Below are 24,872 nucleotides of genomic sequence, written 5' to 3'. Positions count from 1 at the left end.
GCGCCGTCATCTCACCGTCGGGGATTGCCCTCGTGCCGCCGCGGGCCGCCGGTCAGGCGCGGGATGCCTCACCGCGCGTAGAGGTCCTTGTAGGTGTCCCGCAGCACGTTCTTCTGCACCTTGCCCATGGTGTTGCGCGGCAGCTCCGGCACGACGACGACGTGCTTGGGCTGCTTGAACTTGGCGAGGCGCCCTTCGAGCGCCTTCACGATGGCGGCGGCGTCGACGCTCGCCCCCTTTTCGGCAACGACGGCCGCCGTCACGCCCTCGCCGAAATCCGGGTGCGGCACGCCGAAGACGGCGCTCTCGACGACGCCGGGCATGGCGTCGATCTCGCTCTCCACTTCCTTCGGGTAGACGTTGTAGCCGCCGGTGATGATGAGGTCCTTGCCGCGGCCGACGATGTGGACATAGCCGCGCTCGTCGACCTTGCCGAGGTCGCCGGTGATGAAGAAGCCGTCGTCGCGGAACTCGGCCTTCGTCTTCTCCGGGTTGCGCCAGTAGCCCTTGAAGACGTTGGGCCCCTTGACCTCGATCATGCCGATCTCGCCCTGCGGCAGCGCCTGCCCGCCTTCTGGATCGACGACGCGCAGCGTGACCCCCGGCAACGGGAAGCCGACCGTGCCGGCGACCCGGTCCCCGTCATAGGGATTGGACGTGTTCATGTTGGTCTCGGTCATGCCGTAGCGCTCGAGGATGGCGTGGCCCGTGCGCTCGCGCCATTCGCGATGGGTGTCGGCGAGGAGCGGCGCCGAGCCGGACACGAAGAGCCGCATGTGGCGGGTGGCCTCGCGCGTCAGGCCCTCGTGCTGCAGGAGGCGCACGTAGAAGGTCGGCACGCCCATCATGGCGGTCGCCTTCGGCAGGAGGCGCATCACCTCGTCGGCGTCGAATTTCGGCAGGAAGAGCATCGACGCGCCTGCGGCGAGAACGACGTTCGTCGCCACGAAGAGCCCGTGCGTGTGGAAGATGGGCAAGGCATGCAGCAGCACGTCGGCGCTGGTGAAGCGCCAGTAGTCCACGAGCGTCAGCGCGTTCGACAGGAGATTGTCGTGGCTGAGCATGGCGCCCTTCGAGCGCCCGGTGGTGCCGGAGGTGTAGAGGATGGCGGCGAGATCGTCCGCGCCCCGCTCCACGTCGGCGAAATCGGGCGTCTCGCCGGCGGCGCGCTCCGTCAGGCTGCCTTTGCCCGCCGCGTCGAGCGTGTCGACCCGCGCCCCGTAGCGCTCGGCGACGGGCACGAGCCCGTCGCGGCTCTTCGGATCGCAGACGACGAGGGCCGGTTCGGCATCGCCCAGGAAATAGTCGAGCTCAGCGAGCGTATAGGCCGTGTTGAGCGGCAGGAAGACGGCGCCCGCGCGCAGGCAGGCGAGATAGAGCATGACCGCCTCGGGGCTCTTCTCCACCTGCACCGCCACCCGGTCCCCCGGCCCGACGCCGCGCGCCACGAGCGCATGGGCGATCCGGCCGGTGCCCGCGACAAGGTCGCCGTAGGTGATGATCCGCCCGGTCGGCGTCTCGATGAAGGGCCTCTCGGCAGCCGGCATGCGGGCGGCGAGTCGGGCGAAGAGATAGGATGGCATGGGCTTTGTCTTCGTTCTGTCTTCTTGTTCAGTCGGTGACGGGCACGAGCGTGCGTGACGCCCGCTCGCCCTTCAGCTGCTTCCTCACCGCCGCGGCGGCGATGACCTCGCCCGAACCCGCGAAGGCCTCGTGGTTCTTCTCGATGTCCTCGAGCGCGTAGAGATAGTTGACCATCAGGCCATGGGCCTGGCCGAGGCCTTTGGCGCTGGTGTCGCCGAGGAAGTTGAGCCGCTCCAGCCGCGCCCCGTTGCCGAGGTGGAAGCGCGCCACCGGATCGACCGGCCGGCCGTTCGGCGTCTTGGCCTTGAGGAAATACCAGGCGGCGGCGGGCAGCAGCACCTTGCGCACCTTCTCCGCCGTCGCCGGATCCTCGTGCCAGCCCTCCTCGTCGAGCGCCGCGAGCACCGTCTTCGCCTCGGCATCGAGCGCCTGCGAGGCCTCGAAGCCGCGCTCGCGCTCGAGCCATTTCGCAAAGCCCGGCACCGGCGACAGTGTGACGAAGGTCTTGAGGTTGGGCAGGTCGCGCTTGAGATCGTCCACCACCTGCTTGATCAGGAAGTTGCCGAAGGAGACGCCGCCGAGCCCGCGCTGGGTGTTGGAGATGGAATAGAAGACCGCCGTGGTCGCCGCCTCGGCCGCGATCGGCTTGCGGTCCTTGGCGAGGAGCGGCGCAATGGCGCCGGGGATCTCCGCCGTCAGCGCCACCTCGACGAAGATCAGCGGTTCGTCGACGAGTTGCGGATGGAAGAAGGCGAAGCAGCGCCTGTCCGGCGGCTCGAGGCGCCGGCGCAGGTCGTCCCAGTCGTGGATCTCGTGCACCGCCTCATAGCGGATGATCTTCTCGAGGATGTTGGCCGGCGTCGTCCAGTCGATGGGGCGCAGCACGAGGAATCCCCTGTTGAACCAGGACGAGAAGAGATGAACGAAATCGGCATCGACCGCCCTGAGGTCCGGCCGGTTCGGCAGATGCTCGATCAGTTCCTCGCGCATCCTGACGAGCGCGGCGGTGCCACCCGGCGCCAGGTTGAGGCGGCGCATCAGCTCCTGCCGGCGCGCCTCGGCAGCTGTGTGCAGGCGGTGCAAAGTCGCCGCATCCGGCTTCTCGCGATAGGCCGTGATCGCCTCCTCGACCTTCTGCGGATCGGCACCGAAGCGCTCGGCGAGCGCCGTGAGGAAGGCGAGGCGCGTGGCGAGCGGGGCATTGGCGTAGGTGTCGAGCACGGCCTTGGCGAGCGCCACGCCAGAGGCCTCGCCGCGACCGGAGAGCAGGTGCTCCGACAGTTCCACGACGTCGCCGCGCGCCGCCGCATCGCGCGCGAGCCCGAGCATGGCACGACCTCGCTCGCTGAGCTGCTGCAGGAGTTCGTTGAAGAACGAGTTCGGCATCCGCCTCTCCTTGATCCTGTCAGATTGCGGGCCCCATCACGACATCCGGCAGCCACGTGGCGATCTGCGGAAAGATGCACAGAAGGAGGATACCGAGGAACATCACGAAGACATATGGCAGCGAGCCCCACAGCACCTCCCGCGTCGGCACCTGCGGCGCGATGGCGTTGATGACGAACAGGTTGAGGCCGATGGGCGGCGTGATGAGCCCGACTTCCATGTTGATCGTCAGCACCACCGCGAACCAGTAGGGGTCGAAGCCCGCCTGCGTCACGATGGGGAAGAGCAGCGGCGCCGCCATGACGATGACCGCGACGGGCGGCAGGAACATGCCGGCGACCAGCAGGAAGACGTTGATGACGCCCATCAGCAGCCAACGGTTGATCTCAAGCGAGGCAATGGCGCCGGCGATGGTCTGGGTGATGAAGAGCGAGGACAGCGCGAAGGCGAAGAGCTCCGCCGCCGCCATGATCATCATGATCATGATGCTCTCGCGCATCGCCGTGCCGAAGATCTCGACGACGGGCCCGGCCCGGAACAGCCGGTAGACGATGATGACGACGCCGAGCGTCAGGAAGGCGCCCGCCCCCGCCGCCTCCGAGGGCGTCGCGACCCCGCCGTAGAGCACGAAGAGCACGCCGAGGATGATGACGAGAAACGGCAGGACGCGTGGCAGCGTGGCGAACTTCTGCACCAATGTGAAGCGCCCGCGTCCGGCAGCGCCGAAGCGGAAGCCCTTGCGCTTGGCATCGATCAGCGCCCAGGCCATGAACATCGCCGTCAGCATCAGCCCGGGCATGACGCCGGCGAGGAACAGCCGGCCGATCGATGTCTCGGTGGCGATGCCGTAGACGATCATCGTGACCGACGGCGGGATGAGGATGCCGAGCGTGCCGCCGGCGCAGATGGAGCCGGTGGCGACGGAGGCGGGATAACCCCGCTTCATCATCTCGGGAATGCCCATCTTGCCGATGGCAGCGCAGGTGGCCGGGCTCGAGCCGGTCATGCCCGAGAAGATGGCGCAGGCGCCGAGGTTCGACAGCACGAGCCCGCCCGGCACGCGGTTGAGCCAGCGGTCGAGCGCCTCGTAGAGGTCCTTGCCCGCGGGCGAAGCCGCGACGGCGGCGCCCATGAGCACGAACATCGGGATCGACACATAGGCGAGATTGGCGATGCCAGCATACATGGTCTCGCCGAGGACGTCGAAGATGCCGAAGCCTTCCTCCACCAGGAGCCCCGCGATGGCGGCGAGGCCGAGCGCGAAGGCGATCGGCATGCCCGTCGCCAGGAAGGCGAAGAGCGAGCCGACGATGACATAGGCAGCGATGGAGAGTGTCATGCATCGGCTCCTGCGGCGTGCGGCAGGCGTTGCGCCGCCGGCGTCGAGGTGAAGAGTTTCAGGATCTCCGCAACGTATTGCAGGCTGAGCAGCCCGAAGCCGACAGGCAGCGGGATGAGCGGGATCCACAGCGGCGGCGCCCAGACGGTCGACGTGGTCCAGCCGCCTTCCCACGCCTCGTGGAAATAGAGGACGGAAGCGACGAACATCGCGATGCAGAAGGCAAGGCCGAGAAAGGCGCCGAGGATGGCGAGCGCCCGCCGCACCGGCGCGCTGGCCAGGGTCTCGATGACGTCGACCCCGACGTGCCCCTTGCGCAGGAGAACGTAGGGCGCGCCGAGGAAGATGGCCGCCGTGGCGCTGAAGACGACGAAATCGGTCTGCCAGATGGTCGGCGCGCGAAAGACGTAGCGCATGAAGATCATCTGGCAGATGACGACCATGGCGGCGGCGATGAGGACGCCGGCGACGATGCCGAACAGGCGCGATACGTTGTCGACACCGGCAACGAAGGCTCGAACCATTTGCGTGTTCCGTTCCCCGCGGGCATGGCAGAGGAGCGCCGGGTACACCCTCTGCCCGCCCGCGGGGAGAAGGTCCATCCGGCACCCCTGCGGCCGTCCGGCCTCGCCTCACTCGACGGCCAGCGCCTTTTCGATCAGCTCCTGGCCGCCCTTCACCTTCTCGGCGAAGTTCTTGTAGGAAGATTCCTGCGCCACCTTCAGCCACGCCTCGTAGTCCGCCTGGGACATCTCGACGACTTCCACCCCTGCCTTCTTGAAGGTGTCGATCAGCAGTTGGTCGCCCTTCTTCGCTTCCTCGTTGAAATAGGCTTCCGACGTCTTGCCGGCATCGAGGATCGCCTTCTGCTGCTCGGGCGTGAGCTTGTCGAAGACGCGCTTCGACATCAGCACCGGCTCATACATGAACCACAGCGCGTTCTCGCCCGGCGCCGTGAGGCACTTCACCTGCTCGTAGAGACGATAGGAGATGAAGCTCGACGAGGAGGTGTTGGTGGCATCGAGCACGCCGGTTTGCATGCCGGTGTAGATTTCCGACGAGGGCATCGACGAGATCGAGGCGCCGGCCAAGGCCAGCATCTGCTCGAAAGCGGGGCCGGCGGCGCGCGTCACCTGTCCCTTGATGGAATCGGGGCCGGTGATGCAGTTCTTCTTGGAGGCGAAGCCGCCCGACAGCCAGGCATCGGCGATGACGACGGCGCCAGCATCCTCGATGATCTTCTTGATATCCGCCATGAAGGGCGAATTGTTGAGCCGCTCGGCGCGCTCGTAATTGCGCACGAGGCCGGGCATCAGGGTGGCCGAGAACTGCGGATGGCGGCCCGAGGCATAGTCCAGCGGGAAGGCCGACATGTCGAGCTGCCCCTTGGTCAGGGCGCCCCACTGCTCGTTCGGCTTGAAGAGCGAGGCGCCGGGGAAGACCTGGATCTTGAGGCCGACATTGGCCTTCTCCACCTCGCGGGCGATGATCTGCACCATCTCGTCGCGCGGGTCTCCCTTGCCGCCCGGGAACTGGTGCGAGGCTTTAAGCACAATCTCCGCGGCGGCGGGCATCAGGCCGCCGATCAGAACGGCCACGGCACTGGCCGTCGCCAACAACGTCTTGCGCATGTCGTTTCCTCCAAATGGTCTGGCTCCCCGGGAGCCGGGGCCTCTTGCGGGCCTCGACGGCCATCGAAATCAAACTTGCATCCGCTGTCAACGATTTTGTATACAATATAGATCGTATCGTATGCGATGGTGCTGTCACATGAGCGGCAAACGCGGCTTCGTCCTCAGGGACGCCCTTGAGAACGACATCGCGATGGGCCTTCTCAAGGCAGGCGAGCGGCTGGACGAGGCGACGCTCGCGCAGCGCTTCGGCGTCTCGCGCACGCCGATCCGTGAGGCCCTGCTGCAGCTAGCCACCACCGGCCTCGTCGAAATCCGCCCACATCGCGGAGCTGTCGTCGCACAGGTGGGCCCCTCGCGCCTCATGGAGATGTTCGAGGTCATGGCCGAGCTCGAGGGTATGTGCGGCCGCCTCGCCGCCCGCCGGGCCGACGGCAGCGACATCACGGCGTTGGTGGCGGCGCAGCGGGATTGCCGCGCTGCCGCGGAGGCCGACGACGCGGATGGCTACTACTACGCCAACGAGCGCTTTCACCACGCCATCTACCAGGCCTCCCGCAACGGCTTCCTCGCCGAGCAGGCGACGCTGATGCACCGGCGGCTGAAGCCCTATCGGCGCCTCCAGCTCCGCGTCCGCGGTCGCATCCGCACCTCTCTCGCCGAGCACGACGGCATCCTGGCCGCCATCGAGCAGGGCGATGCGGAAGTCGCCTCGACCCTCCTGAAGGCGCACATCATCATCCAGGGCGAGCGCTTCGGCGACCTTGTCGCCAATCTCGCCGAGCACACGGCCTGAGCGCGTGGCGCCGATTTAACGCTCATACATTGTAAATACTGATCTGACTTGTGAAAGTAGCCGACAGTTAACCAACAAATTGCCCGAGCGTGGATGCATTGCACTGAACGCTACAACTTTCGGTAAGTTCACCTTTCATTACCCTCTGTCTCCTATCATGCAAGCCTTCGGGCAATAACGAGACACGAGGAAACATGCGCAAGCTCGTCGGCCTGATCTGCGCCGCAATCGTTGGCCTCGGCGCCCCGGCAGCCGCCACCGCGGCAGAACTGCGTATCGTGGGCACCGGCGACGGGATCGATATCCTGAGCGCCGTCGGCAAGCTCTATACGCAGCGCAACCCCCAGACGACGATCGTCGTGCCGCCAAGCATCGGCTCGGGTGGCGGCATCGCGGCCGTCGGATCGGGCAAGGAGATCCTCGGGCGCATCGCGCGGCCGCTCACGGATGCCGAGCGCTCTCAGGGCCTGGTGGCGACGCCGTTTCTCAGGCTGCCGTCCGCTTTCTATGTCAATCGCAGCGCCGGTGTGTCAGCCCTCACCGGCGCGCAGATCCGGGCGATCTTTTCCGGCGCGGTCGAGAACTGGCGCGAGGTGGGCGGCAGGGACCTGCGCGTGCGCGTCGTACGCCGCGAGGACGCCGACAGCACTCTTCAGGTACTGCGCGCCTCCATGCCCGGTTGGGACAAGCTCGTCTTCACGGACAAGTCGAAGACCGCCTTCACCACCCAGGAGGGCATCGACACGGTCCGAGAGGTCGAAGGCGCCATCGGCTTCGGCCCGTTCAGCAACAATCTGCCCGATGAGCTGGCGGTGTTGCGCGTCGACGGGCTGTTCCCGACCGACGACGGCTATCCGAGCGCCGTGACCGTGGCGATCATTCACGATCCCAAAACCGTGACGCCGGAGGCCCTGAACTTCATTTCCTTCCTGTCCTCGCCGGAGGCGCAGGATGCCATGCGTCAGGCCGGCGGCGTTCCCGTGAAGTGAGGCCCTGCCTTGAAAAGCCTTTCCTCGCTCGGCACGCGCTTTACGATCGCGATCGTCGCCACTGCGCTCGCGGCCTTCGCCGCGCTCGTCGCGCTGACGGTCATGCGCCTCGACCGCGGGCTGAACCGACAGGCAATGCAGCTCGAAGCGCTGGCCGAGACGAAACTGTCCGAACGACTGGAGGCCGACGCGAGGCTCGCGGCAGCGCGCCTCAGGAACATCTTCGACGAGGTCACCTACCGCATCAACGCCATCGCGCTGAGGGCGGACGTCTCGCGCGCGATCGCCTCGGGCAATGTGGTGGCGATGAGCGAACTCCTCTCGCGCGCCGCCGAAGTCGCCAAGATCGACGGCATTCTGGTTGTCGATAACAAGATGCGGGTGATCGGCGCGCACGACCAGTGGCTCGACATTCTCGGCGCGAACGACGCACTGCAGAAAAGCCCGCTCGCAGAGCAGATCCGGCCCCTCATGACCGAGAACGACCGCCGCCGGCCGCGCATCCTCGAGACGGTCAGGCCACTCGACGAGGCGCTGGCGACGGCCGTTGGTGCCGTTGCCCCGGCCCCTGCCGCCGCCATCGTCGTCACGCCCATCTTCGACGATTTCGGCGATGTGGTGGCCGCGCTCATCGCGCACCGGGCGTTGCGCGCCAGCGAGCCGATTCTCAACGAGTTTTCGCGCCTGACCAACACTGGCGTTGCCGTGCTTTCCGGAGATCGCGTCGTCTCCCGTTCGGGCCTGCCCCCGCTGACGGGCAACTTCTCGGCGCATGAGGATACAAACCTGCTCGCGACGCCCGATCAGCAGTTCTTCTCGCGCTGCATCGACTTTCCCGCGAATCTCAGCGTGTGCGCCCTCGCGCCCCGTACCGAAGCCTACCAGCTCAGGGACGAGACAGTGCGCATCGGAGCCGCCGAGACGCGCGCGCTCGTCGCCTGGCTCGTCGGCGGCGCCAGCTTGGCGCTCATCGTCTTCGCCGCCATCGCGCTCGCCACGGCTCGCCACGTTACCCGGCCGTTGGAGCGCATCACCGAGGCCGTCGGTGCCGTCGCGCAGGGCGACTGGCGCACCCACGTCTCGGGCGCCAATCGCAAGGACGAGGTGGGCGATATCGCGCGCGCCGTCGTGCTGCTCCAGCGCTCGCTGCAGGAGCGCGACCAGCTGCGCACGCATGTCGCCTTCGCCGAGACCGTCAAGCAGCGGCGGGAAGCTCTGGAACAGGCCATCCACCGCTTCGACGAGACGATGCGTTCGGTCCTCGCCCGCGTCGGTAGCGGTATCGATACGATGGATGCCATGGCACACCAGCTTGCCGACGTTTCGGCCGCGGCCGAGAGGGAGGCTGTCGAAGCCGTCGCCGCCTCGGAAAGCACGGTCTCGAGCGTTACGCTCGTGAAACATGCGACCGAGCAGCTCAGCAGCTCCATCGCCGAGATCGCCGGCAAGGTGCAGGAGACGGCCACCGTGGTCGACGACGGCAATGCCGTCGCCCGCACGGCCACGGCCAAGGTCGACGGCCTGGCGGAGGCGGCGAGCAAGATCGGCGCCGTCGTGCGTCTCATCGACGAGATCGCGGCCCAGACCAATCTCCTCGCTCTCAATGCCACCATCGAGGCCGCCCGTGCCGGCGACGCCGGCAAGGGCTTCGCCATCGTCGCCAACGAGGTGAAGGCGCTCGCTGGACAGACGGCGAAGGCCACCGACGAGATCGCGAGCAAGGTCGCGGCCATCCAGGAGGCCACCGGCGAGGCGGTGAGCTCGATCGAGATGATCGCACGCACCCTCGAGAACGTCATGACCCATACGAAGGCGATCGAGATCTCCATCGAGCGCCAGACCGTGGCGACGCAGGAGATCGCGGGCAGCGTCCATGCCGCCTCCAACGGCACCGTCGACCTGTCGCACAGCGTCGACCGCCTCAAGGCGACGATCGGCGACGCCCGCAGCACGTCGGTTCATGTCGTTAACACGGCGACTGTCATGGTCGAAGAGGCCCGCCGCCTCGACCAGACCGTCCGCACTTTCCTGACGGAAGTGTCAGCCTAGTGCGTCGTCCGCTCAACGCGCTACCGGCCGGACGGGAAAAGGGCTGCCATTATAATAAAATAGGCGCTCGTTCTGATTCATTTCCGTCGGAACGAGCCATGATGTGCGATTGGCCTACTCCCGACGCATCAGCCGCCGAGCGGCGAACAGCGTCTCCTGCAGCGGCCGCCGTGCCGCGGGCCGGCTGGCCGGCCGTGCGGCCGGCACGCGGCCGGCGTCGTCCGCTCCCGCCATCTGCGGAGCGAACAGGCCGGCATCCTGCGGCACAGGTGTGCGGCCGGGCGTGCGCAGGAGCCGCGCCATCCTGTCCATGAAGGACATGCGCTGTTGGCTGGGCAGGAAGGGGTCGGCGAAGCAGAAGGCACCGGCCGACAGCGCCTTCAGCTTGACGGCATCGACCAGCCCCGGCGCTCCCGCCACATAGACCATGTCTGACGGCCCCAGCAGCGGCAGATAATTCGTCGGCCGTCCCGAGCGGACGAGCCCACCCCCGCCCTGCCGCGATGTCGCGATGACCTCGCGCGCGCCATGGTCGCGCAGCCAGTCGAGCGACTGGCGCATGTAGAGCCCGTCATGGTCGCGCGCGCCGACGATGACGATGATGTCGCGGCGCGGCCGGGCCCGCACCGCCTCGTGCGCCACGGCCCAGATGGGCGCCCAGCCGGTTCCGCCGGCGACCAGCACCATGAGCCCGTCGCCGCGGCGGAAGAAGGCATGGCCGAATGGCCCTCGCACATCCACCCGGTGCCCGGGCGTGATGCTGCGGCCGAGCTCGGACGAGACGATGCCGTCCGGCAGCATGCGGATGTGGAAGACGAGTTCGTGCGCCGCGCGTGTGCCGTCCCAGCGCAGGGTCGGGCTGTAGTCGCGCGGCGGAAAGCCGGCGAAGGTCACGCTCACATATTGCCCCGGCAGATAGTCGAGCGGGCTGCGCAGCTCGACGATCACTTCCACCACGTCGCGCGAGAGGGCGCGCATCGCCGCCACCTGGCCCGCGCGCTTGGTCGCCTCCGGCACCTCGTCATAGGTAATGACCGCATCGCCTTCGAGCGTCGCCTGGCAGGCGAGCACCGTGTCGCCCTCCCCGGTGCCCTGGTCGTCGACCGACCCGGAGACGACGCGCACGCGGCAGGTCTCGCATTGCCCCGAGCAGCAGTCGTGCGGCACGGCGATCCAGCCCCCCATGGCCGCATCGACCAGCGTCTCGCCGACGCTGGCCCGAACCGTGCGTCCATTGACCGTCAGATTGCACTTGCTTGCCATGTCTCACCTCTGGCGCGGCATCCGCCTCGCAGGCGCGGCACAACACGGGTCCGCGCCGCGCAGCAGGCGCATCACTCGATGACCAGCTTGACGGGGCGCACGTGGCGCGTGTGCCGGGTCTGGGTGTGGTCGAAAACGGCGACCCACATGTAGAACGGCTCGCCCGGCACGAAATCGACGTCGTATTTGCTGCCTGTCGTCAGCGCGCGCCTGGTTTCCAGCGTCCACCAGCCGTCCGACCAGCGGGCAGCGCCGACAATGTCGGCGCGGTCGCCGCTGTACTCGCCCATGATGAGCACGCCGGGGATCACCGTGCCGACAGGGATGGCGGCGTCGAGCTCCGGCGAATAGGGGACGGTCTCCGCCTCCATCATCCACCACTGAGCACCCTCGCTGTCGCTGCTGTCCGGGTCGAGGTCAAAGGTCTTGAGCTTGGCGGCGGTCTGCCGGTAATCGGCCGGCAGGCGCTTCAGCTGGACGGGGCCGCGATAGCCGCCCGGCGGTTCGGAGACATAGTTGTAGACATAGAAGGCCTTGCCCGGATCGCCGGTGTAGCCGCCCTGATAGCGGGCCGTCTTGTTCCAGTCCGCCTCCTTCGGCTCGATCGGCGGGCCGATGAACTGGTCGTCGACCCGGCCGAGCAGCCCGCCGCGCGAAGCCTTCCACTGCCACATGTCGATATAGCTGCCGTCGGTCGTGTAATGCAGGCCGCGGTTGTTGAGCGCGCCCGGCTTGTCTGAAAGCGGCTGCGGGCCGAGATGGGTGGAGGCGCCGCCGCCGAAGGCCTGCGAGCGCGAGAAGATGACGGACAGCTTGTCCTCATAGAAATTCATCACATCGGCGATGTCGGCGTGATCGTGGATGAGGTGCCAGCCGTCCTCCCGCTTGATGAGCGGCAGGCGGCGCAGCGAGCGCGTCGGATCCTGCCAGCGGAAGGCGAAGTAGATGTTGTTGGCATCCCGGACCGCCCGTACCTCGACGAGCGATTCGCCGCTGCCGCCGAGATTGGCGCCCTGCTGGGTGCGGATGCGCACCGGGCCGGCCCTCCGCCAGGCGGCATCGTCGAGTACGCCGTCGAGCGTCGGCGGATCATCCACTGCGCCGACCGTCAGCGTATCGCGCGTGCCCCAGTCGAAGGCGGCAATGGCCCCCGCGACCGGCACGCCGACGAGGACCGCCGTCAGCAGGGGCCGGGCCCTCATGCCGCTGTTGGCCATGAGCCGCGTCGGCCGGAACAGCCGCAGGATCTGCGGCCATCCGCCATAGAGGAAATGCGCGACGACATGAATGAAGATGTAGGCCAGCACGGCAATGGCACTCGCGGCATGGACCGCGACGATCCAGCCACCGTAGCCGATGTACAGCGCGATGCCCGTCGCCGTCAGGATGGCGACGAGCCCGTAGACCACCCAGTGCAGGATGACGTTGACGGCACCCCAGCGCAGGCGGCTGGCTGCCGGCATGACGAGCGCTCGCGTCTTCTTCAGTGCCACCCGATGGCGCAGGCCGCTGCGCAGCATGTAGAGCGCATAGGCCGTCGCGGAGAAGAAGAGGACGAGGCTGGCCACGAAGTGGACCGTCCAGATTTCCCCCTGAGGCAGGATGGGTTCCAGCGCCTTGGAGAGCACTGCCTCGGGCGCATCGGCCGAGATGCGCAGGCCCGTCAGCAGGCTCACGACCATCGCGATAGCGACGAGCCAGTGCAGAAAGATGGTGCCGATATCGGTGCGCGGTGGCCCCTCCCTGTCGCGCGTTGCGGTCTGCCTTGCCGCTTCGGCCGCGGCCCTTCGGGTCGGTCGGGATCGGTCGATCCCCTCTCGCAGATGTCCGATATCGGCCATGCCTGTCACCCGTATCGAGGAAGTCGGATCCGTGAATGCTGTTTTGATTTAAATTTTAATCTATCTTTTATCAAATCAGAACGATCGCCAATAGCCAAGACTGATCGTGCGGCGAAATTCTGTGGTGCTGCGACGCCATAGCCCTTGCAGATTCCGGAAAAAGGCTCAAAAGGGCGGCCATGTCACAGCCGCACTATGTCCTCACCCTGTCCTGCGCCAACCGCCCCGGCATCGTTGCGGCGGTCTCGACCCATCTCTTCGAATCGGGATGCAACATCCTCGACGCGCAGCAGTTCGACGACACGCAGAGCAACTGCTTCTTCATGCGGGTTGTCTTCAACCCGCTGAACGGTGCCCCGACGCTGGAGGACCTCAGGAAGAGCTTTTCGGAGGTCGCCGAGCGCTTCGCCATGACCTGGACGATGCGCGACCGGGCGGAGAAGCGGCGCGTGATGATTCTCGTCTCCAGGTTCGACCATTGCCTCGTCGACCTGCTTTATCGCAGGCGCCTCGGCGAATTGCCGATGGATCTCGTGGCCGTCGTCGCCAACCACCCGCGCGAAACCTATGGCTCGCTCGATTTCGACGGCGCGGCCTTCCACCACCTGCCCGTGACGAAGGAGACGAAGCTCGAGCAGGAAACCCGTCTGTGGGAGCTCATCCGCGAGACTGGGGCCGAGGTCGTCGTGCTTGCCCGCTACATGCAGGTGCTGTCCGACGGTCTCGCGGCCAAGCTCGCGGGGCGCTGCATCAACATCCACCATTCGTTTCTGCCCGGCTTCAAGGGCGCCAAGCCCTATCACCAGGCGCATGCGCGCGGCGTGAAGGTCATCGGGGCGACGGCCCACTACGTCACCTCGGACCTCGACGAGGGTCCGATCATCGAGCAGGACGTGGAGCGCATCAGTCACCGCGATACGCCGGACGACCTCGTGCGCAAGGGCCGCGACATTGAGCGGCGCGTGCTCGCCCGGGCCCTGCGCTACCACCTCGAGGACCGCGTCATCCTCAACGGCCAGCGCACGGTGGTGTTTACGGATTGATCACGGCCCGAGCGCCACCGGGCGCTTGAGGGAAGTTGAAACAAAGGTCGCGCCATGAAATGCACATGGCACGTATAATATAAATATATATTCCGAATTTAACTGATCGCCGCACCTGCAATTTCCATATCGAGAACAGACAGAACTTGCAGAAACCTCTATTTCACAGATTGGCAACACCCGACATTTGCATGAATAGAGATTCGACCATGCCAAATCCCCCCAAGATCGCCCCGGAGCGCGGATACATGCCCGGAACGCACCTGCCGGGACAGAGCATTGCCGCCCAGGCCGATGCCTGGACGCGAGGTCTCACCCAGACCATCCAGCAGCTCCCGCCCGGCCAGCAGCACCTTGCCGTGAACCCGGCCAATCCCGGGATCGGCGCGGGCAACGCGGCCAATCCCGCAAACGCCGCCAACCCGGGAGCCGGCGCCAACAATCCCGGAAATGCCCCCGGATGAAATGAACGAATCCGGGCTGCGGCAACGCCGCACCCATCGACCGGCAGGTGACGCGCGCCCGCGGGGCAGCGAGGACGGCATCGCGCAACACGGATTTTCACGATGCGTGATGCCGTCCTTCAACCAGCCCTATTGACCGCCTAGCCGTGCAGGATGGCCACCGTCTTCAGCACCGAAAAGCCATAGAGGGCCTCGAATCCCTTCTCCCGGCCGTGGCCGGAGCGCTTGACGCCGCCGAAGGGCAGTTCGACGCCGCCGCCTGCGCCATAGTTATTGATGAAGACCTGGCCGGACTTGAGCGCCCGCGCCATGCGCAGCTGGCGGCCGCCGTCGCGCGTCCACACGCCGGCGACGAGGCCGAAGTCGGTGCCGTTGGCGATGCGCACGGCCTCCTCCTCGCCCTCGAAGGGGATGACGACCTGCACCGGTCCGAAGATCTCCTCCTGCGCCAACCTGTGGTCGCCCGACACATTGGCGACGAGCGTAGGCCGCACGTAGCAGCCGCCGGCCGGCGCATCCGCCACGATGCCACCCTCGCCGGCGATGGCGAGGCCGTCGGCCCTGGCGATGCCGATATAGCGCTCGACGATCTCCTTCTGCCGGGCCGAGACCATGGGGCCCACATCGAGGTCCGCCAGCGCAGGTCCCACCTTCAGCGCCCGATAGCGCTCCGCCATGCGCGCGACCACCTCGTCGAAGACGACGCGCTCGACGAGGATGCGCGAGGAGGCCGAGCAGGTCTGGCCGGCGTTCTGGATGCCGGCATTGACGAGGAAGGGCAGCGCCGCGTCGAGGTCGGCGTCCGCAAAGACGACCTGAGGCGACTTGCCGCCGAGCTCGAGCGTCACCGGCACCGCGTTCTTCGCCGCGGCGGCCTGCACGAGCGCTCCCGTCGCAACGGAGCCGGTGAAGGAGAGGTGATGAACGCCGCGATGCGCCGAGAGCGCCGCCCCCGCGGCCTCGCCCGTGCCCGGCACCACGTTGAGCGCCCCGGCCGGCAGCCCTGCCTCCTCAGCAATATAGGCGAAGGCGAGCGCCGTCAGGCAGGCTTCCTCGGCCGGCTTCAGCACGGTCGCATTGCCCATGGCGAGCGCTGCGCCGACCGAGCGGCCTATGATCTGCATCGGGTAGTTCCATGGCACGATATGGCCGGTGACGCCGTGCGGCTCGCGCAGGGTCAGGACCGTGTAGCCGTCGAGGTAGGGAATGGTCTCGCCGTGCACCTTGTCGGCCGCGCCGCCGTAGAACTCGAGGTAGCGCGCCAGCGCCAGCGCATCGGCCTTCGCCTGCTTCAGCGGCTTGCCGACATCGAGCGCCTCGAGCCGGGCAAGTTCGTCCGCCTTCTCGGCCACGAGCCGCCCCATGGCCGAAAGGACGCGCCCGCGCTCGGTCGCCGTCATTCGCCCCCAGGCGCCGGACAGGGCCTCCTCCGCCGCGCCGACGGCAGCATCGACATCGCGGGCGCCGCCGGCGGCGATGCGCGCCAGTTCGCTGCCGTCGGAAGGATTGACGAGGGGAAGCGTCTCGCGGCTCGCCGGCGCCCGCCATTCGCCGGCGATGAGGACGCGGTCGGTCGCAAAGGCAGTGGTCATCTCGTTCATCCGTTCGCTGATCTGTCGCTGACGCTGTTCTAGAGCATTTTCCGCCGAAGTGGATACCGGTTCGGCGAAGAAAAAACTCTATTCTCAAAAAGATAGACGCTCTTTCCAATTTAATTGAATCGCAAAGAGCTATCGCCGCTTCAGCCGCCAGAGGGGACCTCGCCCGCCGCCGGGCTCTCCCACGCCGGGCGCATGGCTCGCGCCGCGAGCGCCCGGGAGAGGTCGGGCGCGGCGGCGAGAAGCTCGCGCGTATAGGCGTGCCGCGGCGCCGCGAACACCTCCGCCGTCGGCCCCTCTTCCACGATCCGGCCGGCGCGCATCACGAGCACCCGGTCGGTGATGGCCCGCACCACCGTGAGGTCGTGCGAGATGAAGAGGTAGGCGAGCCCGTGCTCGGCCTGCAGGTCGGCGAGAAGGTCGAGCACCTGGGCGCGGATGGAGACATCGAGCGCCGACACCGGCTCGTCGAGGATGATGAGCGACGGCCGCGTGATGAGCGCCCTTGCGATGGCGAGGCGCTGGCGCTGCCCGCCGGAGAATTCGTGCGGATATTTGTCCGCATCTTCCGGCTTGAGGCCGACATCGCGCAGCACCGCGGCGATGCGCCGGTTGCGTTCCGCCGCGTCGATCTCCCCACGCAGGAGATGGAGCGGCTCGGCGACGAGCCGGCCGGCCTTGTGCCGCGGATCGAAGGAGCCATAGGGATCCTGGAACACCACCTGCACGGCCCGCCGCATGGCGGTGAGATCGGCGGCCGAGAAACCGGCCAAGGAGCGGCCGCGAAACAGCACGGCTCCGCCCTGCGGCGGCTCCAGCGCCATGAGCGTGCGCGCGAGGGTCGACTTGCCGCAGCCGGATTCGCCGACGAGCCCGACGCTTTCGCCCGGCCGGACGGCGAGGCTCACGGCATCGACGGCGCGCCGCTTCTCGGGCGCGCTGAAGAGCGACCGGCGCCGGCCGCGATATTCACGGACGACGGACTGCGCAACAAGGATAGGAGTGCCTGGTCCCTCCTCTCCGCGAGAGGGTGACGGATACGGCTGATCCCTCCCCTTCAGGGGAGGATGGCTCGCGCCTCTCGGCGCGAGACGGGTGGGGTCCGGGCTGGGAGCAGTGCCCTCGACGGCAGCCGCGTCGCCCCCTCCGTCGCCGCTATGCGGCGCCACCTCCCCCTCACGGGGGAGGATCGGTGGCGCCGTCAACTTGCGCCTTGCCGGCACGTGAGTCGACGCTTCCAGCAGCGCCTTCGAATAGGGATGCCGCATGCCGGAGAAGAAGGCCGCCGTCGTGCCCTCCTCTACCACCTCGCCGTAACGCATCACGGTGACGCGGTCGGCCATCTCGGCGACGACGGCAAGGTCGTGGGTGATTATGAGGAGGCTCGTGCCCTCCTCGGCCACCAGCTCGCGCATCAGTTCGAGGATCTGGGCCTGCGTCGTCACGTCGAGCGCCGTCGTCGGCTCGTCGGCGATGATGAGCTTGGGCTTCAGCGCCACCGCCATGGCGATGACAACCCTTTGGCGCTGGCCGCCGGAGAGCTCGTGCGGATAGCGGTCGAGCGGAAAGCGCGACGGCGGCAGGCCGACCCGCTCCAGCGCCTGCCCGGCCCAGGCCATACATTCGGCGCGCCGGGCACCGAGGTGCTGGGCAAAGCATTCCGCCACCTGCGCGCCGATGGTCTTCAGCGGATTGAGCGCCGTCATCGGCTCCTGGAAGATCATGCCGATGTCGCGCCCGCGCAAGGCGCACATCTGCACCTCGCTCTTGGAAAGAAGATCCTCGCCGTCGAGCAGGATGCGGCCCGTCGCGCTGGCACCGCGCGGCATCAGCTGCATCGCCGCGAGCGCCGTCATGGACTTGCCGGAACCGGATTCGCCGACGAGCCCGAGGATCTCGCCCTCGCCCACCGAGAGCGAGACCCCCTTGAGGATCGGCAGGCCGTAGATGGAAAGGTCGAGCCCCTCGACGCTGAACATGGCCATCGCTCAGCGCTCCCGGGCAAGGCGCGGGTCGAGCAGGTCGCGCAACCCGTCGCCGAGGAGGTTGAGGCCCATCACCGTGACGACGATGGCAAGGCCGGGCACCAGCGCAAGGCGCGGCGCGAGCGCCATCAGCGTCTGCGCCTCGTTGAGCATGCGCCCCCAGCTCGGCGCCGGCGGCTGCACGCCGAGCCCGACATAGGAGAGGGCCGCCTCGGCCAGCACGCCGAGCGAGAGCTGGATGGTGGCCTGCACGATGACGAGGCTCAGCATGTTGGGCAGGATATGCTCGAGCGTGATGAGCCCGCCGCCCTTGCCGGCGACACGCGCCGCCATGACGAACTCGCGGGTCCACAGGGGCAGCGCCGCGCCATAGGCGAGCCGCGCGAAGACCGGCACGTTGAAGATGCCGATGGCGACCATGGCGTTGACGGCGCCGGGGCCGAAGATGTCGCGCAGCATGATGGCGATGATGAGCGCCGGAAAGGCGAAGACGAAGTCGTTCGCCCGCATCACCGCCTCGCCGACGAGGCCGCGCTGCGCGGCCGCCAGAAGCCCGAGCGGCACGCCGAGCCCGAGCCCGATGCCCACCGCCACGAAGGACACGGCCATCGACGTGACCGCCCCGTGCATGATCATGGACAGGACGTCGCGGCCGTACTGGTCGGTGCCGAGCCAGTGCGTCGCCGAGGGCGGCTGCAGCTTGCGGGCGATGTCGAGCACCGTCGGGTCGTGCGGCGTCCACACGAAGGACAGGAGCGCCATGGCGGCGACGACGAGCGAGATCGCGGCCCCCAGGAGGAAGCTCGGGTGGCCGAGCGCGCGGATGGCGAGGCGGCGCCGGCCAGGGGCCATGGTCGCGCTCATGCCCGCCTCCTCAGGCGCGGGTCGACGGCGGCATAGGCCACCTCGACGAGGAAGTTGACGATGACGACGCTCGCGACGAGCAGCATCACGATGCTCTTGACCACGATGAGGTCGCGCTGGGTGATGGCCTGGAAGACGAGGCGGCCGAGGCCCGGCAGGAAGAAGACATTCTCGATGATGATGGTGCCGGCGAGCAGGAAGGAGAACTGCAGGCCCATGATGGTGAGCACGGGAATGAGCGCGTTGCGCAGGGCGTGCCGCCGCACCACCTCGCTCCGGCTCAGGCCCTTGGCACGGGCGGTGCGCACGTAGTCCTCGCCGAGCGCGTCGATGAGGGAGGAGCGCATCACGCGGGCGAGGATCGACGCCTGCGGCAGAGCGAGCGCCACCGCCGGCAGGATGAGCGAACGCCCCGCCGGCCACAGGCCCGCCCCCCAGCCGGGAAAGCCGCCGGCGGGCAGGAGCCGAAGGCTCACCGCAAAGACGAAGACGAGCAGCATGGCGAACCAGAAGTTCGGCACCGCTATGCCGACCTGCGTCGCCGCCATGATGCCGACATCGGCCGGTCCGTTGCGCCGCGTCGCCGCGAGCGCGCCGACGGGCACGGCGATGAGGACGGTGAGAAGCAGCGAGATGGCGGCGAGCGGAAGGCTGACCCACAGGCGCTGCGCGACAAGCTCGCCGACAGGCACCGAATAGGTATAACTGCGGCCGAGGTCCCCCTGGACGAAACCTGCCACCCAGGCCGCATAGCGCTCCGGCGCGGGCCGGTCGAGGCCGAAATCGGCCCTGAGCGCCGCAAGCGTATCCGGCCGCGCATTGGTCCCCAGCATGATCTCGGCGGGATCTCCGGGCAGCACCTCCATCACCGCGAAGATGACGAGCGAAGCGATGACCAGCGTCGCGGCGAGCGAGGCGAGGCGCTTGGCGAGATAGACGAGCATTCAGGTCAGCCCCACCTGAACGTCGCCATCGACAGACGTCCGACTACTTCGCTTCGCGAGCGGACGTCAGCGACACGAACAACGCTGTCCCCCTCCTCCCGCTTGCGGTGGGGAGATGGAGAAGGAGCCGCCGCGAGCGGGGAGCCGGACACGACCGAGATCACTGCTACTCGCGCCACTTGACTTCCGTCAGGTCATTGGCCGGCACCGGGGTGTTCTCCCACAGCCCCTCGAGCCGCGCGTCCCAGATGCCGATCTTGGGCAGGAGGAACAGCCAGGCGTTGACGGCGTCGTCCGCCAGCTTTTCCTGCAACTGGCCGAGGAGCGCGAGCCGCTCGCTCTCGTCGGTCGAGGCGACGAAACGCTCGTAGAGCGCGCGGTAGTCCGGGTCCTTGTAGCCGAAGTAATAGTCGTCGCGGGCATAGATATCGAGGTCGAGCGGCTCCACGTGGCTCACGACGGTCATGTCGAAGTTCTTGTTGCGGAACACTTCGCTCAGCCACTGCGCCCATTCCATCGGCACGATCTCGACCGAAATGCCGACGTTGCGCAGCTGCGCCGCCAGCACCTCGCCGCCGCGGCGGGCATAGTCCGGCGGCGGCAGCACGAGCCGGACGGAGAGGTTCTCCGCCCCCGCCTCCTTCAGAAGCGCCTTGGCCTTCTCTGGATCGAACGGATACTTGCCCGTGAGGTCGACATAGCCCTTGTCCTGCGGCGCGAAATGCGAGCCGATGGGCTTGCCGTAGCCGTACATGGCGCCCTCGATCAGCGCCTTGCGGTCGACGGCGTGGGAGACGGCGCGGCGCACGCGGATGTCGTCGAAGGGCTTCTTGCCGTTGTTCATGGCAAGCACGGTCTTGCCCTCGGTGTCGCCGACGACGACCGTGAAGCGCGGGTCGGCCTCGAACTGCGGCACGTTCTCCGGCGCGGGGAAGATCGGGAAGGCGTCGACATCGCCGGCCATCAGCGCCGCGAAGGAGGCGGTCGGGTCGCCGATGATCTTGAAGGTCGCCTTCTCGAGGGCGACGGGCTCGCCCCAATAACCGTCGCTGCGCGTCAGCGTGACGTGGTCGCCCTTCACCCATTCGGCGAGCTTGAAGGGACCGGTGCCGACCGGCGCCGTCTTGTTGTCGGCGGCGCTCTCGGGCGCGACGATGACGGCGGCGGCCCAGCCGAGGTTGAACGGCAGGCTGCCGCTCGGGCGCTTCAGCGTGATCCGCACTGTCTGCGGGTCCACCACCTCGACGGTGTCGATGGGCTCGAAAAGGCCTTTCTGCGGGTTGACGCTGTCGGCCGCGCGCGCCCTGTCGAGCGAGAACTTCACGTCCTCGGCGTCGAAGGTCGTGCCGTCGTGGAACTTCACGCCCTGCCGCAGGTGGAAGGTGTAGACCTTGCCGTCCTCCGACACCTCCCAGCGCTCGGCGAGCGAGGGCTTCACCGTCCCGTCGCGGTCGATGCGCGTCAGGCCCTGGAAGACGTTGTTGTAGACGATTTCCGCGATCGCCGCCGCGGCGCCCGCCGTCGGGTCGAGATGCGGCGGCTCGAGCCGGATGCCGAGAATGACGTCCGTCCGCGCCGCCAAGGCCGGCGTGCCAAGGAGGATGCCGGCCGATACGGCGACAGCGGCCGTCCCCCTCACCAGATGCTGCATCAGACGGCGATACATTCCGGCCCCTCCTTCGTCGCAAGGTCACTTGTTGTCGATATCATGCCAGGCACGCCTTTCGTCATCGCCGGGCTCGTCCTCGCAAGGCGGGCTTGCCCGACTTGCGACACTTCCCGTAAGCGCAGCGCGTGTCCGCGCTGCATTACCATCCACGCCTTCTGCGCAGGCTGCAGGGCGTGGATGCCCGCGACAAGTGCGGGCATGACGGCGCGTGCACAACACGCTCACGCCTTGCCGCCACCCTCCAGAAGCTCATGCAAGGCGCGCGCCATCACCCTCGCCGAATCGACCATGTCGTCGATGCCGACATATTCGTCCGGCTGGTGCGCCAGGTCGAGAATGCCCGGACCATAGGCGATGCAGTCCTTCAACCGACCGATGCGATCGACGTGCTTCTGGTCGTAGGTGCCAGGCGAGACGACATAGCTCGGCTCCTGGCCCATGACCTCGCGGATCCCGCCCGCAACGGCCTGCACCACGGGCGCCTCGCGGTCGGTCATCGTCGGCTGCACCTCGAACAGGTCCTCGATGGCGTAGGCAAAGTCCTTCCGCTCCCTGGCCAGCCGGTCGAGGATGCCGATCACCTCGGCCTTCACGTCCTCGATCTTCTCTTCCATGAGGAAGCGGCGGTCGATGACCATGCGCGCGGAATCCGGCACGCAGGGCGACGGCAGGCCGTCATGGTCCTCGCCTTGCCCGCCGTGGATGGAATTGATGTTGAGGGTCGAACTGCGCGCGCCCGGCGGGATCACGGGCATCGCCGTGCGGCGCGCGGCGAGCGCCGGGATGAGCTCACACTCGAAGGCATTGAGGACCGCGCCCATGTGGCGCACGGCGCAATCACCGAGGAAGGGCATGGAGCCGTGCGCGATGCGGCCCTTCGTTTCGATCTTCGCCCACCACACGCCGCGATGGCCGAGGCAGATGCAGTCCTTGTTGAGCGGCTCGGGAATGATGACGTGATCGGCGCGCGGCTTCGAGAAGAAGCCCTTGCCCGCGAGATAGGCAACGCCGCCGTAGCCGCCCGATTCCTCGTCGGCCGTGCCGGAGATCTCGATGGCGCCGGGAAAACCGGGCATGAGATCGATGAAGGCCTCGGCCGCGATGATGGAGGCTGCGAGCCCGCCCTTCATGTCGCAGGCACCGCGGCCGTAGACCTTGCCGTCTTCGATCTGCCCGCCGAAGGGGTCGCGCGTCCAGCCCGCCCCGGCCTCGACGACGTCGATATGGGAATTGAAATGGACGCAGGGACCCGGCCGGGCGCCCTCCTTGCGCGCGATGACGTTCCAGCGCGGATAGCGGTCGCTGTCGCCGGGCGTTCCCTCCGCGCGGACATAGGCGATGTCGAAGCCGCGCCGGCGGAGCCGCTCGCCGACGAATTCGGCGCAGTCGCGATAGTTCTCCCCCGGCGGGTTGACGGTCGGGATGCGGATCAGGTCGGCCGTAAGGGCGGCCAGCTCATCGCGGCGGTCTCGAACGGCTTCAAGGACGTCTCGGATAGACATGACCGTCTCGGATCGGTTGGGCCCGGCATGGTTTCACCACGCCGGGCCACCTGCAAGACAGTTTTCGTTTGCACACACACGTTTTCGGACGGTTTTCGCATCGTTACCGGAAGAGGGCCGGGAGCCACAGCGACAGCGACGGCACGTAGGTGACGAGCATCAGCACGGCGAAACACGCCCCGTAGAAGGGCCAGATGGTCCTGACCGCCTGCATGATGCCGATACGAGCGACGGCGCAACCGACGAAAAGCACGGATCCGACCGGCGGCGTGCACAGGCCGATGCCGAGGTTGAGCACCAGGATGACGCCGAAATGCACCGGGTCCATGCCGAAGGCGGTGACGACCGGCAGGAAGATCGGTGTCGTGATGATGATCAGCGGCGACATGTCCATGAAGCAGCCGAGCACCAGCAGGATGAGGTTGATGAGGAGGAAGATGACGATGGGATTGTCGGACAGCGCACGCATGCCCTCCACCATCGCCGTCGGCACCTGCAGAAGCGCCAGCAGCCAGCCAAAGGAGGCGGCGCTGCCGATGACGAGCAGAACCATCGCCGTGGTGCGCACGGCGCCCAGCGTCGCCTCGACGAAGTCGCGCCAGCCCATCTCGCGATAGACGAGTACCGTGACCGCCACCGCATAGACGACGGCGATGCATGAGCTCTCGGTCGCCGTGAAGACGCCCGAACGCACCCCGCCGAAGATGATGCCGATGAGCAGGATGCCCGGCACCGCCCCGACGAGGATCGGCAGCATGGCGCCCCAGCCCGGGAAGACCCCGGCCGGATAGCCGCGCCACCGGGCAACCACATAGGCGGCCACCATGAGGGCGGCAGCAAGCAGCAGCCCGGGGATGATGCCGGCGGTGAAGAGGTCGGCGATCGAGATGCGCCCGCCCGCCGACATCGAATAGATGATCATGTTGTGCGAGGGCGGGATCATCAGCGCGATGATGGCCGAGGTCACCGTGACGTTGACGCCGTAGTCGGCGGCATAGCCGCGCTCGCGCATCTGCGGGATCATCAGCCCGCCGACCGCCGAGGCGTCAGCAACTGCCGAGCCGGAGACGCCGCCGAAGAGCGTGGAGGCGACGATGTTGACCTGCCCGAGGCCACCGCGCAGGTGGCCGACGAGGGCGGCCGCGAGGCGCACCAGCTTGCCGGCGATGCCGCCGCGCACCATGAGGTCGCCGGCATAGACGAAGAAGGGAATGGCCATCAGCGCAAAGGCGTTGATGCCGGAGTTGAGCCGCTGGAAGACGACGAACGGCGGCATTCCCATGTAAAACACCGTCGCCAGCGACGCGATGCCGAGGCAGAAGGCCACCGGCGTGCCGAGGACGAGCAGGCCGAAGAACGTGCCGAAGAGGACCCAGAGTTCCATCAGTGCGCCTCCAGATCCGCGGCGGTCTTGGCGGCCACGATGTCTTCGCGCGGGTGGGCGATCATGCCGACGAGCCGCTCGACGGCGAAAAGGGCGATGAGCCCGCCGCCGACGACGAGCGGCAGGTAGTCAATGCCGCCGGGGATTCCCAGCACCGGGATGGTAGCTGACCAGGTGCCGACGACGAGCGTCCAGCCGAACCACGCCATGGCGAGGCCGAAGCCCGTGATGGCGACGAGGCTGATGCCGTCCATGAATCGTGCCATCCGGTCAGGCGCGAAGAAGCGCACGATGTCGAGCCCGAGGTGGAAGTTCTCGCGCACCCCCACAGCCGCCCCGAGCAGGATGAACCAGCTCATCAGGAGGAGCGAGATCGGCTCCGTCCAGCTCGGCGTGTCGTTGAGCACGTAGCGGCCGAAGACCTGCCAGGCAACGGCGGCGGTCATGGCCACGAGCCCGGCGGCGGAAAGCCAGAGCGCCACCGTCGACAGGACGCGCAGCAGGCGATGCAGGGATGTCAGGATGGATGTCATGGGCGGTC

The 24,872-nt window shown here is 67.5% G+C and carries 20 protein-coding genes; 5 read left to right on the top strand and 15 right to left on the bottom strand.

The window, feature by feature from the left end:
* Positions 1–68 precede the first annotated feature (68 nt).
* The 5 genes from ASC46_RS04080 to ASC46_RS04060 all read right to left on the bottom strand — a co-directional run bounded on the left by ASC46_RS04080 (position 69) and on the right by ASC46_RS04060 (position 5,940).
* Positions 69–1,583: a malonate--CoA ligase gene (locus tag ASC46_RS04080; protein WP_055458040.1), complete on the bottom strand. Its 1,515-nt coding sequence runs from the start codon at positions 1,581–1,583 to the stop codon at positions 69–71.
* Between the two features lie 28 nt (positions 1,584–1,611).
* The gene (locus tag ASC46_RS04075) at positions 1,612–2,970 is read right to left on the bottom strand and encodes a malonyl-CoA decarboxylase (RefSeq protein WP_055458039.1); all 1,359 of its coding nucleotides are present in this window, start codon (positions 2,968–2,970) and stop codon (positions 1,612–1,614) included.
* A gap of 19 nt (positions 2,971–2,989) precedes the next feature.
* Positions 2,990–4,309, bottom strand: coding sequence for a TRAP transporter large permease (locus tag ASC46_RS04070; protein WP_055458038.1), 1,320 nt, complete (start codon positions 4,307–4,309; stop codon positions 2,990–2,992).
* Positions 4,306–4,833, bottom strand: coding sequence for a TRAP transporter small permease subunit (locus ASC46_RS04065; RefSeq protein WP_055458037.1), 528 nt, complete (start codon positions 4,831–4,833; stop codon positions 4,306–4,308). Before ASC46_RS04065 ends, ASC46_RS04070 begins: the two co-directional genes overlap by 4 nt.
* Before the next feature lie 108 nt (positions 4,834–4,941).
* A complete protein-coding gene (locus ASC46_RS04060; RefSeq protein ID WP_055458036.1) occupies positions 4,942–5,940 on the bottom strand; it encodes a TRAP transporter substrate-binding protein in 999 nt (332 codons plus the stop codon).
* Between the two features lie 139 nt (positions 5,941–6,079).
* Here ASC46_RS04060 and ASC46_RS04055 point away from each other — a divergent pair, with 139 nt between their 5' ends.
* The 3 genes from ASC46_RS04055 to ASC46_RS04045 all read left to right on the top strand — a co-directional run bounded on the left by ASC46_RS04055 (position 6,080) and on the right by ASC46_RS04045 (position 9,774).
* On the top strand, positions 6,080–6,736 hold the full coding sequence (locus ASC46_RS04055) for a GntR family transcriptional regulator (RefSeq protein WP_055458035.1): 657 nt from the start codon (positions 6,080–6,082) through the stop codon (positions 6,734–6,736).
* Between the two features lie 194 nt (positions 6,737–6,930).
* Positions 6,931–7,725 carry a PstS family phosphate ABC transporter substrate-binding protein gene (locus ASC46_RS04050; RefSeq protein ID WP_055458034.1) on the top strand — a complete coding sequence of 265 codons (795 nt, stop codon included), beginning with the start codon at positions 6,931–6,933 and terminating at the stop codon, positions 7,723–7,725.
* A 9-nt stretch (positions 7,726–7,734) separates the two neighbouring features.
* Positions 7,735–9,774: a methyl-accepting chemotaxis protein gene (locus ASC46_RS04045; RefSeq protein ID WP_055458033.1), complete on the top strand. Its 2,040-nt coding sequence runs from the start codon at positions 7,735–7,737 to the stop codon at positions 9,772–9,774.
* Between the two features lie 114 nt (positions 9,775–9,888).
* Here the strand turns inward: ASC46_RS04045 and ASC46_RS04040 are convergent, their stop codons facing one another.
* The gene (locus ASC46_RS04040; protein ID WP_055458032.1) at positions 9,889–11,037 is read right to left on the bottom strand and encodes a 2Fe-2S iron-sulfur cluster-binding protein; all 1,149 of its coding nucleotides are present in this window, start codon (positions 11,035–11,037) and stop codon (positions 9,889–9,891) included.
* 71 nt (positions 11,038–11,108) lie between these two features.
* Positions 11,109–12,878: an ethylbenzene dehydrogenase-related protein gene (locus ASC46_RS04035; protein WP_055458031.1), complete on the bottom strand. Its 1,770-nt coding sequence runs from the start codon at positions 12,876–12,878 to the stop codon at positions 11,109–11,111.
* A 179-nt stretch (positions 12,879–13,057) separates the two neighbouring features.
* Here ASC46_RS04035 and purU point away from each other — a divergent pair, with 179 nt between their 5' ends.
* Together purU and ASC46_RS04025 are read left to right on the top strand one after the other, a co-directional pair.
* Positions 13,058–13,921, top strand: a complete 864-nt coding sequence (purU, locus tag ASC46_RS04030) for a formyltetrahydrofolate deformylase (RefSeq protein WP_055458030.1) — start codon at positions 13,058–13,060, stop codon at positions 13,919–13,921.
* 248 nt (positions 13,922–14,169) lie between these two features.
* Positions 14,170–14,385 carry a hypothetical protein gene (locus ASC46_RS04025; RefSeq protein WP_063185224.1) on the top strand — a complete coding sequence of 72 codons (216 nt, stop codon included), beginning with the start codon at positions 14,170–14,172 and terminating at the stop codon, positions 14,383–14,385.
* Positions 14,386–14,525: 140 nt separating this feature from the next.
* Here ASC46_RS04025 and ASC46_RS04020 read toward each other — a convergent pair whose 3' ends face one another.
* The 8 genes from ASC46_RS04020 to ASC46_RS03985 form a co-directional block, all read right to left on the bottom strand.
* The gene (locus ASC46_RS04020) at positions 14,526–15,986 is read right to left on the bottom strand and encodes an aldehyde dehydrogenase family protein (RefSeq protein WP_096335325.1); all 1,461 of its coding nucleotides are present in this window, start codon (positions 15,984–15,986) and stop codon (positions 14,526–14,528) included.
* Between the two features lie 140 nt (positions 15,987–16,126).
* Positions 16,127–17,968 carry an ABC transporter ATP-binding protein gene (locus ASC46_RS21675; protein ID WP_055458028.1) on the bottom strand — a complete coding sequence of 614 codons (1,842 nt, stop codon included), beginning with the start codon at positions 17,966–17,968 and terminating at the stop codon, positions 16,127–16,129.
* 3 nt (positions 17,969–17,971) lie between these two features.
* On the bottom strand, positions 17,972–18,832 hold the full coding sequence (locus ASC46_RS04010) for an ABC transporter permease (RefSeq protein WP_055458027.1): 861 nt from the start codon (positions 18,830–18,832) through the stop codon (positions 17,972–17,974).
* Positions 18,829–19,776 carry an ABC transporter permease gene (locus ASC46_RS04005; protein WP_055458026.1) on the bottom strand — a complete coding sequence of 316 codons (948 nt, stop codon included), beginning with the start codon at positions 19,774–19,776 and terminating at the stop codon, positions 18,829–18,831. The genes ASC46_RS04010 and ASC46_RS04005 overlap by 4 nt, the downstream gene beginning before the upstream one ends.
* A 166-nt stretch (positions 19,777–19,942) precedes the next feature.
* Complete coding sequence (locus ASC46_RS04000) at positions 19,943–21,442, bottom strand: ABC transporter substrate-binding protein (RefSeq protein WP_082464691.1); 1,500 nt, start codon at positions 21,440–21,442, stop codon at positions 19,943–19,945.
* Between the two features lie 224 nt (positions 21,443–21,666).
* On the bottom strand, positions 21,667–22,947 hold the full coding sequence (locus ASC46_RS03995; protein ID WP_055458025.1) for an acetylornithine deacetylase/succinyl-diaminopimelate desuccinylase family protein: 1,281 nt from the start codon (positions 22,945–22,947) through the stop codon (positions 21,667–21,669).
* A gap of 103 nt (positions 22,948–23,050) precedes the next feature.
* The gene (locus tag ASC46_RS03990) at positions 23,051–24,331 is read right to left on the bottom strand and encodes a TRAP transporter large permease (RefSeq protein ID WP_055458024.1); all 1,281 of its coding nucleotides are present in this window, start codon (positions 24,329–24,331) and stop codon (positions 23,051–23,053) included.
* On the bottom strand, positions 24,331–24,864 hold the full coding sequence (locus ASC46_RS03985; protein WP_055458023.1) for a TRAP transporter small permease: 534 nt from the start codon (positions 24,862–24,864) through the stop codon (positions 24,331–24,333). Before ASC46_RS03985 ends, ASC46_RS03990 begins: the two co-directional genes overlap by 1 nt.
* Positions 24,865–24,872: the final 8 nt, after the last annotated feature.

The sequence above is a fragment of the Chelatococcus sambhunathii genome, assembly GCF_001418005.1.
Taxonomy (GTDB): Bacteria; Pseudomonadota; Alphaproteobacteria; order Rhizobiales; family Beijerinckiaceae; genus Chelatococcus_A; species Chelatococcus_A sambhunathii.
The sequence above is the reverse complement of the archived record's forward strand: the minus strand, read 5'-3'. Positions and strand labels throughout refer to the sequence as shown.

Excerpts from the sequence above, each read along its gene's own strand:
- ASC46_RS04080 (WP_055458040.1), bottom strand. The coding sequence starts at position 1,583 with ATGCCATCCTATCTCTTCGCCCGACTCGCCGCCCGCATGCCGGCTGCC.
- ASC46_RS04075 (WP_055458039.1), bottom strand. The coding sequence starts at position 2,970 with ATGCCGAACTCGTTCTTCAACGAACTCCTGCAGCAGCTCAGCGAGCGA.
- ASC46_RS04070 (WP_055458038.1), bottom strand. The coding sequence starts at position 4,309 with ATGACACTCTCCATCGCTGCCTATGTCATCGTCGGCTCGCTCTTCGCC.
- ASC46_RS04065 (WP_055458037.1), bottom strand. The coding sequence starts at position 4,833 with ATGGTTCGAGCCTTCGTTGCCGGTGTCGACAACGTATCGCGCCTGTTC.
- ASC46_RS04060 (WP_055458036.1), bottom strand. The coding sequence starts at position 5,940 with ATGCGCAAGACGTTGTTGGCGACGGCCAGTGCCGTGGCCGTTCTGATC.
- ASC46_RS04055 (WP_055458035.1), top strand. The coding sequence starts at position 6,080 with ATGAGCGGCAAACGCGGCTTCGTCCTCAGGGACGCCCTTGAGAACGAC.
- ASC46_RS04050 (WP_055458034.1), top strand. The coding sequence starts at position 6,931 with ATGCGCAAGCTCGTCGGCCTGATCTGCGCCGCAATCGTTGGCCTCGGC.
- ASC46_RS04040 (WP_055458032.1), bottom strand. The coding sequence starts at position 11,037 with ATGGCAAGCAAGTGCAATCTGACGGTCAATGGACGCACGGTTCGGGCC.
- ASC46_RS04035 (WP_055458031.1), bottom strand. The coding sequence starts at position 12,878 with ATGGCCGATATCGGACATCTGCGAGAGGGGATCGACCGATCCCGACCG.
- purU (WP_055458030.1), top strand. The coding sequence starts at position 13,058 with ATGTCACAGCCGCACTATGTCCTCACCCTGTCCTGCGCCAACCGCCCC.
- ASC46_RS04025 (WP_063185224.1), top strand. The coding sequence starts at position 14,170 with ATGCCCGGAACGCACCTGCCGGGACAGAGCATTGCCGCCCAGGCCGAT.
- ASC46_RS04020 (WP_096335325.1), bottom strand. The coding sequence starts at position 15,986 with ATGAACGAGATGACCACTGCCTTTGCGACCGACCGCGTCCTCATCGCC.
- ASC46_RS21675 (WP_055458028.1), bottom strand. The coding sequence starts at position 17,968 with ATGGCCATGTTCAGCGTCGAGGGGCTCGACCTTTCCATCTACGGCCTG.
- ASC46_RS04010 (WP_055458027.1), bottom strand. The coding sequence starts at position 18,832 with ATGAGCGCGACCATGGCCCCTGGCCGGCGCCGCCTCGCCATCCGCGCG.
- ASC46_RS04005 (WP_055458026.1), bottom strand. The coding sequence starts at position 19,776 with ATGCTCGTCTATCTCGCCAAGCGCCTCGCCTCGCTCGCCGCGACGCTG.
- ASC46_RS04000 (WP_082464691.1), bottom strand. The coding sequence starts at position 21,442 with ATGTATCGCCGTCTGATGCAGCATCTGGTGAGGGGGACGGCCGCTGTC.
- ASC46_RS03995 (WP_055458025.1), bottom strand. The coding sequence starts at position 22,947 with ATGTCTATCCGAGACGTCCTTGAAGCCGTTCGAGACCGCCGCGATGAG.
- ASC46_RS03990 (WP_055458024.1), bottom strand. The coding sequence starts at position 24,331 with ATGGAACTCTGGGTCCTCTTCGGCACGTTCTTCGGCCTGCTCGTCCTC.
- ASC46_RS03985 (WP_055458023.1), bottom strand. The coding sequence starts at position 24,864 with ATGACATCCATCCTGACATCCCTGCATCGCCTGCTGCGCGTCCTGTCG.